General features: G+C 53.6%; 8 protein-coding genes. 3 read left to right on the top strand and 5 right to left on the bottom strand.

Annotation, left to right across the window (positions count from 1 at the left end; all coding sequences use genetic code 11):
* The 3 genes from nrfD to AACZ40_RS03735 form a co-directional block, all read right to left on the bottom strand.
* Nucleotides 1–1,420, bottom strand: a 1,420-nt coding sequence (gene nrfD / locus AACZ40_RS03745) for an NrfD/PsrC family molybdoenzyme membrane anchor subunit (RefSeq protein WP_339673333.1), incomplete at its 3' end; no start/stop codon positions are given.
* Between the two features lie 90 nt (nt 1,421–1,510).
* On the bottom strand, nt 1,511–4,606 hold the full coding sequence (locus AACZ40_RS03740; protein WP_291168126.1) for a TAT-variant-translocated molybdopterin oxidoreductase: 3,096 nt from the start codon (nt 4,604–4,606) through the stop codon (nt 1,511–1,513).
* An 11-nt stretch (nt 4,607–4,617) separates the two neighbouring features.
* Nucleotides 4,618–5,301, bottom strand: a complete 684-nt coding sequence (locus AACZ40_RS03735) for a cytochrome c3 family protein (RefSeq protein ID WP_291168124.1) — start codon at nt 5,299–5,301, stop codon at nt 4,618–4,620.
* Between the two features lie 689 nt (nt 5,302–5,990).
* Here AACZ40_RS03735 and AACZ40_RS03730 point away from each other — a divergent pair.
* Both AACZ40_RS03730 and AACZ40_RS03725 read left to right on the top strand, forming a co-directional pair.
* Nucleotides 5,991–7,007, top strand: coding sequence for a DUF1559 domain-containing protein (locus tag AACZ40_RS03730; RefSeq protein WP_291168123.1), 1,017 nt, complete (start codon nt 5,991–5,993; stop codon nt 7,005–7,007).
* A gap of 177 nt (nt 7,008–7,184) precedes the next feature.
* Nucleotides 7,185–8,177: a Gfo/Idh/MocA family oxidoreductase gene (locus tag AACZ40_RS03725; protein WP_291168121.1), complete on the top strand. Its 993-nt coding sequence runs from the start codon at nt 7,185–7,187 to the stop codon at nt 8,175–8,177.
* Nucleotides 8,178–8,292: 115 nt separating this feature from the next.
* Here AACZ40_RS03725 and infC read toward each other — a convergent pair whose 3' ends face one another.
* Nucleotides 8,293–8,880 carry a translation initiation factor IF-3 gene (gene infC / locus AACZ40_RS03720; protein WP_291168120.1) on the bottom strand — a complete coding sequence of 196 codons (588 nt, stop codon included), beginning with the start codon at nt 8,878–8,880 and terminating at the stop codon, nt 8,293–8,295.
* Between the two features lie 341 nt (nt 8,881–9,221).
* Entirely contained in the window at nt 9,222–11,774 is a 2,553-nt protein-coding gene (locus AACZ40_RS03715; protein ID WP_339673329.1) for a TolC family protein, read from the bottom strand.
* 406 nt (nt 11,775–12,180) lie between these two features.
* On the opposite strand from AACZ40_RS03715, the gene AACZ40_RS03710 reads away from it, so the two are divergent.
* Nucleotides 12,181–14,238, top strand: coding sequence for an HlyD family secretion protein (locus AACZ40_RS03710; RefSeq protein ID WP_291168118.1), 2,058 nt, complete (start codon nt 12,181–12,183; stop codon nt 14,236–14,238).
* The last annotated feature ends 9 nt before the right edge of the window (nt 14,239–14,247 follow it).

The following is a 14,247-nucleotide window of genomic DNA, read 5'->3' as shown; positions in this document are numbered from 1 at the left end:
TTCCTTCAGAATCAGGAATATCAGGCTGATAACCGCCATGAGCGTGGGGTTGCCCCATCACACTCTTGACTTCTGCCATTGCCACCATCGGCAGGAACTTGCAGAAGAGCAGGAACAGCGTCATAAACAGACCGAAACTGCCGATCAACATTAACACGTCGACAATGGTCGGCTTGAAGTAACCCCAGCTGGAAGGCAGGAAGTCACGGCTCAGCGAAGTCACGGTAATCACGAATCGCTCAAACCACATACCAATGTTGACAAAAATACAGACGACGAAAATCATCCAGGGAGTCGTACGGATTTTCTTAATCCAGAACAACTGCGGGCTGATCACGTTACAGGAAACCATGATCCAGTAAGCCCAGGCATACGGGCCGAAAGCACGGTTGATAAAGGCAAATGTTTCATAGCGGTTACCGCCATACCAGGCGATAAAGAATTCCATGGCGTAGGCATAACCCACCATCGATCCGGTGGCGATGATCACCTTGGTCATGTTTTCCAGATGGCGATCGGTCAGCAGGTCCTTGATGCCACAGATCGAGCGGACGGGAATCATCAGGGTCAGCACCATTGCGAAACCACTGAAAACCGCACCCGCGACGAAGTAAGGCGGGAAGATCGTTGTATGCCACCCGGGCAGCTGGGAAACGGCAAAGTCGAAACTCACGATGGTATGCACACTGAGCACCAGCGGAGTCGCCAGGGCAGCCAGCAGCAGGTAAGCACGTTCATAACGATGCCAGTGCCGGGAGGAACCGTTCCAGCCCAGTGAAAACAGGCCGTAGGCAAACTGTTGAATTTTTCCGGTGGCACGGTCGCGCAGGGTCGCCAGGTCGGGAATCATCCCCATGTACCAGAACAACAGAGAGACCGTTGCGTAAGTGGAAACAGCAAACACGTCCCACAGCAGCGGGCTGCGGAAGTTGGGCCACATTGACATCTGGTTGGGAATCGGGAACAGCCAGTAAGCCAGCCAGACACGACCAATGTGAATGCCCGGGAACAGACCCGCACAGACCACAGCAAAGATCGTCATCGCTTCGGCAGCACGGTTGATCCCCGTACGCCAGTCCTGGCGGAACAGAAACAGAATCGCAGAGATCAAGGTACCGGCGTGACCGATACCGACCCAGAACACGAAGTTCACGATCGGCCAACCCCAGAAAACCGGGCTCCGGTTACCCCAGACCCCGACACCGGTGATGATTAAATAACCGACCAGACCAAACAACATTCCCATCAGTGATGCGGAAAATCCGAGCGCAATGTACCACGCTTTGGGAGTCTTACTCTCAGCCAGTCGGCAGACCGCTTCGGTGACCGTCCCATAATCGTGCGCACCCGTTACGAGTGGAGTTCGCTTACCGGGAACTTCGGTGATTGTGTCAACTGGCTCTGCTGTTACTGAAGCCATGGCTTTTGATATCTTTGCTCAATAAATTCAAACGGATTAGTTAATCTCACTCACACATCGGCAGGAACTACCTGCCTTCCGAACGCGCTGTTAGTGCTTTTCCGCCTTTTTTGCATGACCGGCTTCAGCGTGTTCTTCAGCATGACCGTGTCCGTGTCCTTCTGATTTCGGCTTTGCCAGTGAAGGATGGGGATTCAATATCCGGGCCATGTAAGATGTTCTCGGCTTAATATTCAATTCTGACAACACGGCATAAGTACGCGGGTTGGCATGTGCTTTTGCTACACGAGTGCTCTCATCAGCCAGGTCACCAAATTCAATCGCGTTGGCAGAACAGGCCTGCTGACAGGCGGTGACGATTTCACCGTCTTTGATGGGACGCTGTTCATTTTTGGCGACGATCTGGACCGACTTGATACGCTGCACGCAGTAAGTACATTTTTCCATGACCCCACGATGGCGGACTGTCACTTCGGGATTCAGGACCAGGGCCTGCAGTTTGCCGCGAGGCTCTTCATAGATCTTATTGAAGTTGAAGTAGTTGAAGCGCCGTACCTTGTAAGGACAGTTGTTGGCACAGTAACGGGTTCCGACACAGCGGTTGTAAACCATGTCGTTCAGACCTTCGTCTGTGTGCACGGTCGCAGCAACCGGACAAACCTGTTCACAGGGAGCCAGTTCACACTGCTGACACAACATTGGCTGTATCGCGATCCCGGGGTTATCCACATCTTCGCCAGTGAAGTAACGGTCGATCCGCAGCCAGTGCATTTCACGACCGTTGATCACCTGCTCGCGACCAACCACAGGAACATTATTTTCCGCCTGACAGGCGACCGAACAGGCATTACAGCCAATACACTTGGAGAGATCGATCGACATTCCCCAGGCCTGACCTTCATAGGACAGTTCCTTGTAGATCGGTTTCCCATCCTTGTTTTCATCCCACAATGAGACCAGCGGTGGATGATGAGTGCGGCCTTTGGCAAAACCAGGATCGCTTTCGTATTCAGACAGATCGCCTTCACGCACCAGCTGCCCGACACGACCCTGAATTTCATCCTGGCCGACGGTATCGATCGCGTGGTGATCCTGAGTCACCGCCAGCTCATAAGTTTTGCCGGTTTTTTCGACTTTCAGACCGGACTTGAAGTCGATCGCCCCTTTGGACTGCAGGGCAGCAACATTCTCGCCGACCGGCTTCACATCGCGGGCAACATCGCCTCCGACCAGGCCAGCGGCAGTGCGTCCATACCCCAGAGCCACAGCGACTGAATTGGGAGCCTGACCGGGTAACACATACACGGGCAGTTCAATGGACTTGCCATCCAGAATCAGCTTGACGACGGAATCGGCTTCAACGCCCAGATCGGCGGCGGTTTTCGGAGCCAGAATCGCAGCATTATCCCAGGTAATCTTGGTGACGCTGTCCGGGGTTTCCTGCAGCCAGCCACTGTTGGCGAAGCGACCATCGTACAACTGGGGACTGGCATAAAATACCAGCTCCAGCTCTTCCGCAGAAGCTTCTTCCGCTTTCGCAGCAGGCAAGTCTTTCACTTTTGGCGAAACCGCTTCCAGTGAACTCCCCTTGAGCAGACCATCGTGCACCCCACGTCGCCAGGAAGCATTCACGGCCATCGAATCCAGAGAACCTTTCACGGCTTCCTTAATCAGATCCAGGGCAACCGGATGTCTATCGCCACACAGAATTGCCAGCAGTTCGACTTCTGATTTGCCATCATGCAAGGGCTGAATCAGAGGTTGTGCAATACAGAGCGTTCCATCATAGGAACGGGAATCGCCCCACTGTTCGAAGGGATGCGTTTTGGGCAGATGCCACTTACACAACAGTGACGTTTCATCTTCGTACTCGCCCAGGTGAACGGCATTCGGCACCTTGGACAGTGCGGTAACAAAATCGATATCCCCGGGAGCATTGTAAGCCGGATTGCCGCCCAGGATGATCAACGTATCCACTGCACCCGACTGCATTTCATCGGTCAGCGTTCGCAGTGCTTCGACGGAAGTCAGCTCACGGGCCAGGGGCTCTTTCGTGTATTTGACAGCTTCGCCGACGTTACCCAGTTGCTCGTTCAACTTATGAACGCGTGCCTGCAGTTCGGCGGGCTGACTTGCCCCGATGGCGATCACGCTCGAACCCTGGTTCGCGACCAGGTCTTCTGCCATTGCTGCCAGAACCTTGTCGGCGTAATCGTCGCTGGCAGCTTCTGCTTTCTTGCCTGACAGTCCGGTCTGCACCTGTGCTTCGAGCTTGGACAGGAATGCGCCCAGATCCACAGAACGGGTCGGCAGACGGTGGTCGGCGGAAATACCCGTTGTGGTATAGCGACTTTCCACTACATACAGACGGTTCATCGGACCGGCTGCAGGATCGCGACGACTGGCCCAGTCACGCGTATGCTTCAGTGAAGCCGGATGTTCAGACAGCAGATCCTCGTCCAGACAGACAATGATATTCGCCTTGGTCAGATCGAATTGCGGACGAACCACTTCTCCGAACGCCAGCCGGGCTCCCTCGTATACATTATCGCGTGAGCAGGCGGTGTAGTCATACCATTTGGACTGGGGATACAGCTCTGCAAATTTCTCCTGCAGTGCTTTCCGGGCTGCAGAAGAGCTGACATCAGCCAGAACCCGCAGCTTCGCCCCGTCACTTTTTCGCGCCTGACCCAGCACGGTTTCGGCATAATCTAAAAAAGCACCCCAGTCACGGCCATAGCGGGATTTGCCCTGGTATTCCACTACGCCGACAGCACGATCGGGATCGTACAGTGAAAGCGTTTCCGACTGGGCAAACACCGAAGAAGCCCCCCGGCTCTGGGGAGAGTCAGGATTACCTTCGACTTTAATCGGCCGCCCGTCATAGCAGGTTACCAGCAGACTTTCCGCCTGACCACCCAGTTCCATAAAGGTGGCAAACTTCCGAGGCTCACCCGGGATCAAACCCTCGGGGCGTGTGACACTGGGAGCAATCTTCTCATCTTCCCAGCGACAGCCTGTTGCTCCAGCCAGGGCAACAGAGGCACCCATAATCTGCATCCAGCGACGCCGCGAAACCCCTTCCGGGTACTCCGAAGCTGCTAACGGAAACTCACGATGCAAAACTTCCTCAAACTCCGGCGTGGAATTCAACTCTTCCAGACTTCGCCAATACTTTTTTTCCACAACCCAACCCCTTAGCGGTGACACGTAGAACAATTAGTAGAAGGATTCAAATTCAGCTCCTTACGGACCTTTTCGCCCACTTCATGCGGATCCCCCTCAGCTTTCCAGTCAAGCTTCGTCACGAATTCCGGAGGACGGAGACTGGGCTCTGGATTCCGATGACACTCCAGACACCAGCCCATGCTCAGCGGCTTGACCTGAGTCACTTCATCCATCTTGTCGACGCGACCATGACAGGAAACACAACTCACACCCCGACGGACGTGAGCACTATGATTAAAATAAACATAATCAGGCAGGTCATGCACACGGCGCCACTGCATCGATTTACCGGTTGCCTGACTTTCACGAATGGGAGCCAGTTTGGAACTCGTCGAGTGAATCGAAACCGTATTCACCACACCATTTGCATCTGCTCCACTGTGGCAGTTCAAACAGGTTTTGGTAGGCGGAATCGCAGCATGGCCGGCCACTTCGACTGTATTGTGACAGTAGCGGCAGTCCAGCTTAAGCTTACCCGCGTGCAGTTTGTGACTGAACGGGAGGGGTTGTTCGGGCTGGTAGCCAACATCCGTAGTTTCCGGACTGGCTCCAAAAGCAACCATACCAACCACATATAAGCCACCAATTGCAGCCAGCGCACCCAGCACCGGAACAATTGTATTCACCCATTTGGGAAACAGAAAACGATCCATTTTGCTTTACCTGATAAGACCTTTCGAGGAAAAAACACCTCAACAGACAGATGCTGCCTTGATTGACTGATGTGCCATCCGATGGTCAGAGCGGAATTTTCACTTGATTACGTAGAGAAGAACCCCCATCTAAACTCCAAGAATAGATGTAAGCCCAAAAGTAAGCAATCCATTCCCCCTCGCGCAAGATCAAGTTTCTTGGAGTCGGGAGGTCTCCGTTTGGAAATTCTCATTTATGGGGAAAGCAGATCGCGTCACTGAAACACTCAACCCGCCAGGCAACCTGCCTGAAAGTGGACACCGGCATCCCGATACGCAGAGGCATTCAGCATCCCCAGTGGGATCTGTCGAAGAAATTTTGCTCCCCGACCTACATACATCTGAGTGTTTGTCAACTTTCATCAGAGCGTATTCCATTTCCGCATCGACTCTCAGTCTGTGACACTCGGCCCAGACAGCCCTGAAGACGTTGCAGAAAAACTGGCTCCTTCCTGAAAATATTGTACATCAGGATATTTTGATATAAAATCACAGCGGGCTTCGCTTTGAACCCGCTACGCGGATTTTTGATGTCCCGTTTTTTTTCACTTCGATTTATTTAAAGCAGACACTCATGCTGAATTTTATTTGTATCACTGCCTCTTCTCTGATTTTGATTTTTTATTTTTTATCATCCATGGAGAGTAATCATGCCCCCACTGAAAAAGAAGGCCGGGTTCACTCTGGTCGAACTGCTGGTGATTATCGCGATCATCACCGTACTCATTGCACTGCTGCTGCCAGCCGTTCAACAGGCGCGCGAATCCGCGAGACGGTCCACGTGCAAAGATCAATTGAAGCAGATCGTCTTGGCATTGCACAATTATCACGAAACCCACGGCATGTTTCCGGCGGGCTACTATACTCGCGCCAATCCCGGCATCACCGTTTCCGGGCTGGAGAACCGGTCCACCGGTTTTGTAATGCTGCTCCCTTTCCTCAATCAAAGTGCATTATATAATCTGTATAACTTTGACATTGGTACGGGAGGCGGCCCCGATCAGGCCGGAGGCCGACAGCAGGTCGATCAGAATGACTTCCTGAATCAGACCAGGCTCGCCGTTTATCAATGCCCCTCCGCCAACAACGAACTGCTGAATCTCAAGTTGAATCCGCGCGATGGCCACCTGGACTCTTCGGACTCGGGCTCGTCCTACACCAGCAGCTATGCCTTCTGTTCCGGCAACAAATTCGGCGGCGCCGCCGGTCAGTTCTGGGCCGTGTATTCCGGACCTCCCCGCGCTGGCGATACAGGCGTGATGATGCCAAACAGTGGAAATCGTATTCGGGATATCGAAGACGGCATCACTCATACATTCATCACAGGCGAAGCCGAACTCAACGATACCAACACAGACTATTCAGGAACGGTCACCTTGATCGACAACCAGGACGTTGTCGCGCGCCGCCATGCATTCTGGACGGAAGGCATGCACCATTCTCTTCGATCTACGTTTATCCCTCCCTTTAAATCCATCGAAGACTGTGTCATCTCGTTTGCACCAGATGAATGGCGCGACTGCAATTTTTCCTTTGGCAGCCCGCATCAGGGGGGCCTGCACATGGGAATGGCGGACGGCTCGATCCGGTTTGTCAGTGAGTACATCTATCTCACCACCTGGAGATCCCTGGGTTCCATGAATGAACTGAAACCGGAGAGACTGTAAGCTCTGCGGAGCCACCCGAATTGATTCAAACTGTGAGCCAAACCGAAAGCAGGCATGGCCGAGCTATCTGTACGCCAACCAGATGACTCGGCAGACACTTTACAGACACCGCATGTTTCTGCATGATAAAGGTTTGTCTGCATTCTTTCTTCTTCGTATTCACACCACAGGCATCTCATGAGTAAGCGCATTCGCTGGGGCATTTTGAGCACCGCAAAAATTGGCACCATCCAGGTCATCCCTGCCATGCAGAAAGGTTCGTACTGCGAAATCGTCGCATTGGCGTCCCGCAACCAGGAGCAGGCGGAAAGCGTCGCGAGAGAACTGGGTATCCCGCGTGCCTATGGCTCCTATGAAGCGCTGCTGGCAGACCCGGAAATTGACGCCATCTATAACCCGCTGCCGAATCATCTGCATGTCCCGTGGTCGATCAAAGCCATCAAAGCCGGCAAACATGTGTTGTGCGAGAAACCGATCGGGCTCACATCAGACGAAGGTCAGCAACTGCTCGACTGTGCTGCTGCCCATCCCGAAATCAAAGTGATGGAAGCCTTCATGTACCGCCACCATCCGCAGTGGCAGTTGACAAAAAAGCTGGTGCAGGAAGGCGCGATTGGCGAGTTGCGGACGATCCAGTCCTTCTTCTCTTACTTCAACAACGATCCGGACAACATCCGCAATCAACGCGACATCGGCGGGGGCGGACTGATGGATATTGGCTGCTACCCGATTTCACTCTCGCGTTTTATTTTTGGCACAGAGCCCCGGCGGGTTTCCGGCATCGTCGAATTTGACGAACAGCTGGGCACGGACCGCCTCGCATCAGCGACCCTGGATTTCGGGAATGGCACCGCTACTTTCACCTGCTCGACACAGCTCAACCCCTATCAACGGGTTCACATTCATGGCACTACGGGGCGAATCGAAATTGAAATCCCGTTCAATGCTCCCATCGACCGTCCCTGTAAAATCTGGCACCAGACCGGGGCCGACATCAAAGAGATCGAACTGGAAACCTGCAGCCAGTACACCATTCAGGGTGATCTGTTTTCCCAGGCGATCCTCAATCAGTCCCCGGTTCCAACTCCGCTGACAGATGCCATCGCGAACATGAAAGTGATTGAAGCAGTGCTGGAAAGCAATCGCAGTGGCACCTGGATTTCAGCCTGAGCGAAATCGGCGATGTAGAATAGCCTGATCAGCAGCGCGCACAGAGAGCCTTCGAGGCAATTGCTTCATTCCTGTAATATCAGATTATTCCCGAGCTCAGCCGGTCCCGGATCTGTTATGAGCGGGGTGCGAGTACCATGATCATGTTCCGTCCACTGGCCATGGTGGCGGCCTGCTCTACTTTGGCGATCTCGGAAAGCTGTTCCTGGATCTCTCCCAGGATGGTTCGACCAAGTTCATGGTGCGCGTTTTCGCGTCCCCGGAACATGATATTGAATTTGACCTTGTCTTTCTGTTCCAGAAATTTGCGGGCACTTTTCAGTTTGAACTCAATATCGTGCTTACCGATTTTCGGACGCATCCGAATTTCTTTCAGCTGCACCTGATGCTGCTTGGTATTTTTGCTGGTCTTCTTTTTACGCTCGTACTTCAGCTTACCATAATCCATAATCCGACAGACCGGGGGTTTGGCATCCGAGGCGACTTCAACCAGATCCAGATTGGCCTCCATTGCTAACCTTAAAGCTTCAGCGGTAGGAATCACCCCTAACTGCTCCCCGTCTTGATCAATGACCCGTACCGGACTGATCCGAATCTGGTCATTAAGTCTCTGCGTTGTTTCGATTGCTTGTTTCTCCTTGTAATGTAAAAAAACCAGGTTTCGTGTCTCGAGGGTGAATCCACCTGAGCTCGCGGCACACACTTAATATTATAGCTGGCAGTAAAAAAAGAACATCTCAAATGAGATGCTTTGACCACCAGCTCGTATCCAGATCGAAAACTGACTTAACTATACTGTTCCACCTTAAGTTATATCAATACCGGGAAAGAGGCAAGTTACACTGATACAGTATTTTTAGTGAAAATCTCAGTCTCGAGGCAGATTTCCCGGTTTACCAGGGTGAACAGGTTGGAATCAAACCCCGAAAATATGACGCACTTAACTGGACAGTTAGAGAGGTTCACAGCTTAGAAAACGCCCTCAGCACCTATTATACCTGACTCAGACCGTTCGGGTGACGCTTTAGCAAATTGGGAGACCGTCTAGTTCGCCTCTTTCGAGGGAAATCGTTTCACTTCACCCGAAAAGTCCCTTAAATTCCGCTGTTTCATCTCGGGAATGGGCACTGGTTCCCAGCGTGGTCCTGCGTTCCGATAGTCTTTAAAAGGATCCTGACTGCCGGAATTCTCCTTGAGGGGGAACTTCAGTGTCTGGTTCTGTATCGCAGATCTCAGGGTGGGAGTCGAATCTGGCACAACATTCAACGTGGCACTTCCCGCAGACAGGTTCTGAGCGGGCAGAGTGGCGGCTGCCTCCTGCGGTCCTGTCACTGGCAGAGCATTGAATCCGGCTCCACTGGCGTCGGGCCGGTAGCCCGATTCCGGTCCGGGAGGAACCATGGATCGAGGTGCAAAATACGCTTCGGGTTCACTCTGGTTACTGGTTCCCTCCAGGTTTCGGATGGAATTTTCTACATCGGGAGACTCATCAAAGTCGATGGACTGAATGAAATCGGCATTCCCGGCTGCCTTCTGCGTCACGCCGGGCACAGGGGGAGGCACTAATCTTTCTGTTACTGGTTCCGGAGTCGGTTCTGCGGGTGCCGGTGTGGGCTGCAGCGGTTCAACGGGCATTTCACCTGGAGTCAGCAATTGAGGATAGGCCCCCTGGGACAGCGCGCCCGTGTATTCCGGAGCGTCCGCAATTTTCCGGACACGTCCTCGCAGACGTTCGCGTTCCGAGGCATCCATGTAGGCTTTTTCGGGCCAGCCCCCTTCAGCAAGATAGATATTGTTGTAGGCCAGCAGAGACCCTTTTTCGAACTGCACGTTCTTGATCGCCAGCGAGTATTCCACCAGGGACCGGTAATAACTGCCATCCGCTTCTGCCTGGCGGCGTTGTGCTTCCAGCAGCAGGTCCAGTGTGGCATTATCCGAATCGTAGGCGGCTTCGACGGCTGCCACTTCCTGGCGGGCCGCATGACGTCGGTTAAACGTAGTCTGCAACACCGCGTAAGCACGATCCACATCAGAGATGGCATTACTTAAACTTTGTACGATGGCTCGTTCCTGTTCATGCAGAATCGCGCGATCCCGGGCCAGCATCAACTCGGCATGTCGCATCGCGGCATGCGCCTGACGTTTCCCCAGGGGGACAGACAGCTCGATCCCCATCTGCCATTCCTGCAGATTACCGTCGAACAGAGAATTCAAGGCACCGTCAAATTCACCCGTGTCAGAACCTTCGGCCAGGAAGTTTCGTCCGAACCCGCGCCAACGATAGCGGCCAATCAGGTCCAGTTCCGGTTTCAGGAAGTTCTTGTTGGCTTGCAGTTCGAGTTCACGTTTTTTGATCTGCCAGCGCTGACGGCGGATTTCCGGTCGACGCTCGAGCGATTCGATCAGTGTTTCTTCCCAGTCAAATTCGACTCGGGCCAGCGAAGGTTCATCTGCCGGACGAATGAGACGGCCATCGTTAATGGGAATACCCATCAGCATGCGTAAACGACGCTCGGCCACATAGACGCCATGATTACTCTGGAAGGTACCACCCTGGCTGCCGTTGTTGGTATGGGTTCCATTCAGCAGGCGACCGCTTAATGCGTTTTCGACTTCTGCCCGATACCGGAAATACTGTTCACGGGCCTGGGCTTCTTTTTCTGCTTCACCACCACGGCGACCATTCACATACAATGCATGTATCCGACGCCAGGTTTCCAGGGCCGAATCACGGGCCATGATTTTGGCATCCAGATCACGGTAGCCGAAGTACAGATCCCAGTAGGCATTCTCTACATCACTTACCATATCACGCACGGAGATTTCAAATTCGCCGAGACTGATATCCGTATTAATGCGGGCAATGATCACACCATTGATCACGCCCGGCGTATTGCTGGGGCCCGCAATCTGGTTGAAATCCACTCCGCCGCCCCGCATCAGCGGATGACGGAATTCCATTTCGATATTGTTCTGATAGGCGTGGGGAAACTGATTACCCGGCGAATTGTTGGCATCGTAGTCGATGTAATCGCGCAGAGTAAATTCGGTTCCGGTCATGGCGCGTTTGGTTAACTGTGCCTGGACAACCATCGCATCCTGACGCAACAGTCGCGTTCCACCGCCGAAGAAGACGTTGTTTAATGCTTTATCATTTTTCTCGAAGAAGGTACTGGCAGACAGGGTCGCATCATAGGCACTCAATGCACCGGGAACACCATATCGGGGGTCCGCTTCCGTAATTGCGGCATCGTATTTGGTGTGAACAGCAGCCGGAGTATTCAACGCCACGCCGCCCACATCACCCAGAACCTTGGAACTCTGTAACGCCATCCGCACTGCTTCTTCCAGTGACAGATCCCAGTACTCCGGATTGGCTGTACTGGCTACCGTCGCTGGCATCTGCGTGCCAATCGTATCACCTTCATCGATGTCTTCCACATTGGGATACTCGATCTGAGTCAGCGCACGCTGGTAGGTCTCATCGCTTTCAACGAACTCTTCCTGGAATGAATTGCTCAGGAAGCGGCTGCACCCCGGGCCCAGCAGCACAACTGTGGCAAACAGCAGTATCATCCGGGCTAAGAAACAGTTCATCGAATTTCCCTGGTCAGAGGGGACCATTGATATAAAGGCTATACGCTCTCTCAACTCATCGGCAGCAGAGCAACTCATCCCAAAGCGAATTTTCAGCATATTCGGAATATTCCGCATAATCGGATTACCGGAAACCTCAACCAGGACAACCCATCTCGCCAAATCGACCCCGTCACACATCCCTCGGCCCATTCCGGTGCTGAAAACCTGTACCAGTCAGTCAAGCTGGGCAATGATTTAAAGTTGTACACCAAATACTTTGGGGAGCCTGACTGCTTTTCTCGAGAGAAGCAGAGTAGATCGCGGATCGCTATGATAGGATGAAAATTACTTTTGGGATCAGACCGACGTGAGTCGGCTTTGATCGTCGTGCCACTTTCTCTGACTCCCCGCTGTAGTTAAACGTATGACGACGGAAGAATCCTCTTCAATTGAGAACCTCTGGCAGGAGATTGAAGAACTTGTACTGGGGCTGGCCCAACTCGCACGCACGGAGATTTCGAGTCAGACATTTTACTCGGAACTCCTGGATCGCGCGGTACGGGGAATGTCTGCGCAGGGAGCGGTACTCTGGGTTACTGATACTGCGGGCAATCTGGAAGTTCTGCAACAGCGGGGTGCGTTTCCGGAAACCCGCGGCGGCGGCCCTCTGGATGAACGCGAACTCGAACAGCATCGTCAGCTGCTGCGGGAAGCATTGCACGAACAGCGGCCCGCCACCATCGAACCCCAGGGACGCTGGTCGAAACAACACCGGGGCGTCAATCCCCTGCACGACAACCTGATTCTCTGTCCGGTCTCGATCGAAGCCCACCCCAGTCCCCAGGTCGGCCTGCTGGAGATCATCCATCAGCGACCCCGTTCATTTTCAGCGCAGGAAGGATATGTCCGGTTCATCAGTGCGCTGTGTGAAATTTCCGAAGACTTCTGCCAGCAGAGCCAGTTACAGAAACTGCGCGAGCTGGAAGCACTCTGGGAACAGTTTGAACGCTTCTCTGAACACGTTCATCTCCATTTAAATACAGAGCAGACCGCGTTCATCATCGCCAATGAAGGCCGCATCCTCATCGACTGCGACCGTCTGTCCGTTTTACAGAGAACCGGCAAGACCTTCCAGCTGATCGCAGCCAGCGGCGTAGAAGGCATTGAAAGACGTTCGGAAACCGTCCAGCGACTGCAGGCCCTCGTCACTGCGATTCTCTCCCTCAACCGTCCTTACTGGATCATGGAAGCGGATGAAAAATATCCGCCCCAGATCGCCACACCACTGCACGCCTACCTGGATCTTGCCGGGTTGCGATCTCTGATGATCTTCCCGCTTTCGCATATCATACAGGAAACCAGTGATGATTCTGCTGAAAGTCAAAGCGAGGTCGATACCAGCCAGTTGACCGTCGGGGCGATTGTCATGGAACAGTTCCAGGAAGCCCCCTCCAGCCACACCGTTCTGGAACGGGCACTGGCCGTCTCGCGTCATGGCGGAACGGCGTTGTACAATTCGCTGCAGTTTGAAAGTTTCCCCTTTTTCCCGCTCCTCAAACACTGGTCGTATTCCCCGCTCAGAAAAAAACAGCTGACGGGCCGCAAACTGCTGACAGCGGCACTGGTTCTGGCAGTCATCTCAGCTGTCCTGATCCTGACGCCCGCTGATTTCAAAATCGAAGGCACGGGAAGTCTGCAGCCCGTCGACCAGCAGAATGTGTTTGCAACAGCAGACGGCGTTGTCGATCAGATCCTCGTCCGACAGGGGGAACAGGTTGCTGCAGACAGCACGTTGATTACTCTGCGTGATTCGGATCTGGAACTGGAATCCAGCCGGGTACGTGGCGAGATCCAGACGACATTGAAACGACTGGCCGTCATCCAGGCAGCCCGCCTGGGACTGAACCCCACTGACGCCAATGCACTGCAACAGGCCAATCGACTGACGGCCGAACAGGAAGAACTCAACGAACGCCTCAAAAGTCTGAACGAACAAGCGACGCTGCTCAAAAATCAGCAGGAAGCCCTCACGCTCAAAAGCCCCATCAGGGGGGAAGTCCTCACTTGGGACTTACAGGAAAAACTTCTCGCACGCCCTGTCCAGCGCGGCCAGCGACTGTTAACAGTCGCCGACCTGAAAGGCCCCTGGGTCTTGAAAATGGAAGTCCCCGATTCCGAAATCGGGCATGTGCTCGCAGCTCAGCGGGAGAGCAAAGCGCCCTTACCCGTCTCATTCCTGCTGCTGACCGATCCCGATCAGACCTACCGGGGAACGATTGAAAAAATCGCCGCGACTGCCGAACCCGATGCCGACGGCAAGCCGGTTGTGCAGATCACAGTCAAACTGGATCATGAAACCATCAGAGGTCTCCGTCCCGGCGCATCGGTACTCCCCCAGATCGACTGTGGCACGCGCTCACTGGGTTATGTCTGGCTCAGACGATTGTTCGAAACGGTTCAGCGGGAAGTCTTTTTCTTTTAATCGGCGGCC

The organism is uncultured Gimesia sp. (assembly GCF_963972345.1).
Taxonomy (GTDB): Bacteria; Planctomycetota; Planctomycetia; order Planctomycetales; family Planctomycetaceae; genus Gimesia.
The sequence above is the reverse complement of the archived record's forward strand: the minus strand, read 5'-3'. Positions and strand labels throughout refer to the sequence as shown.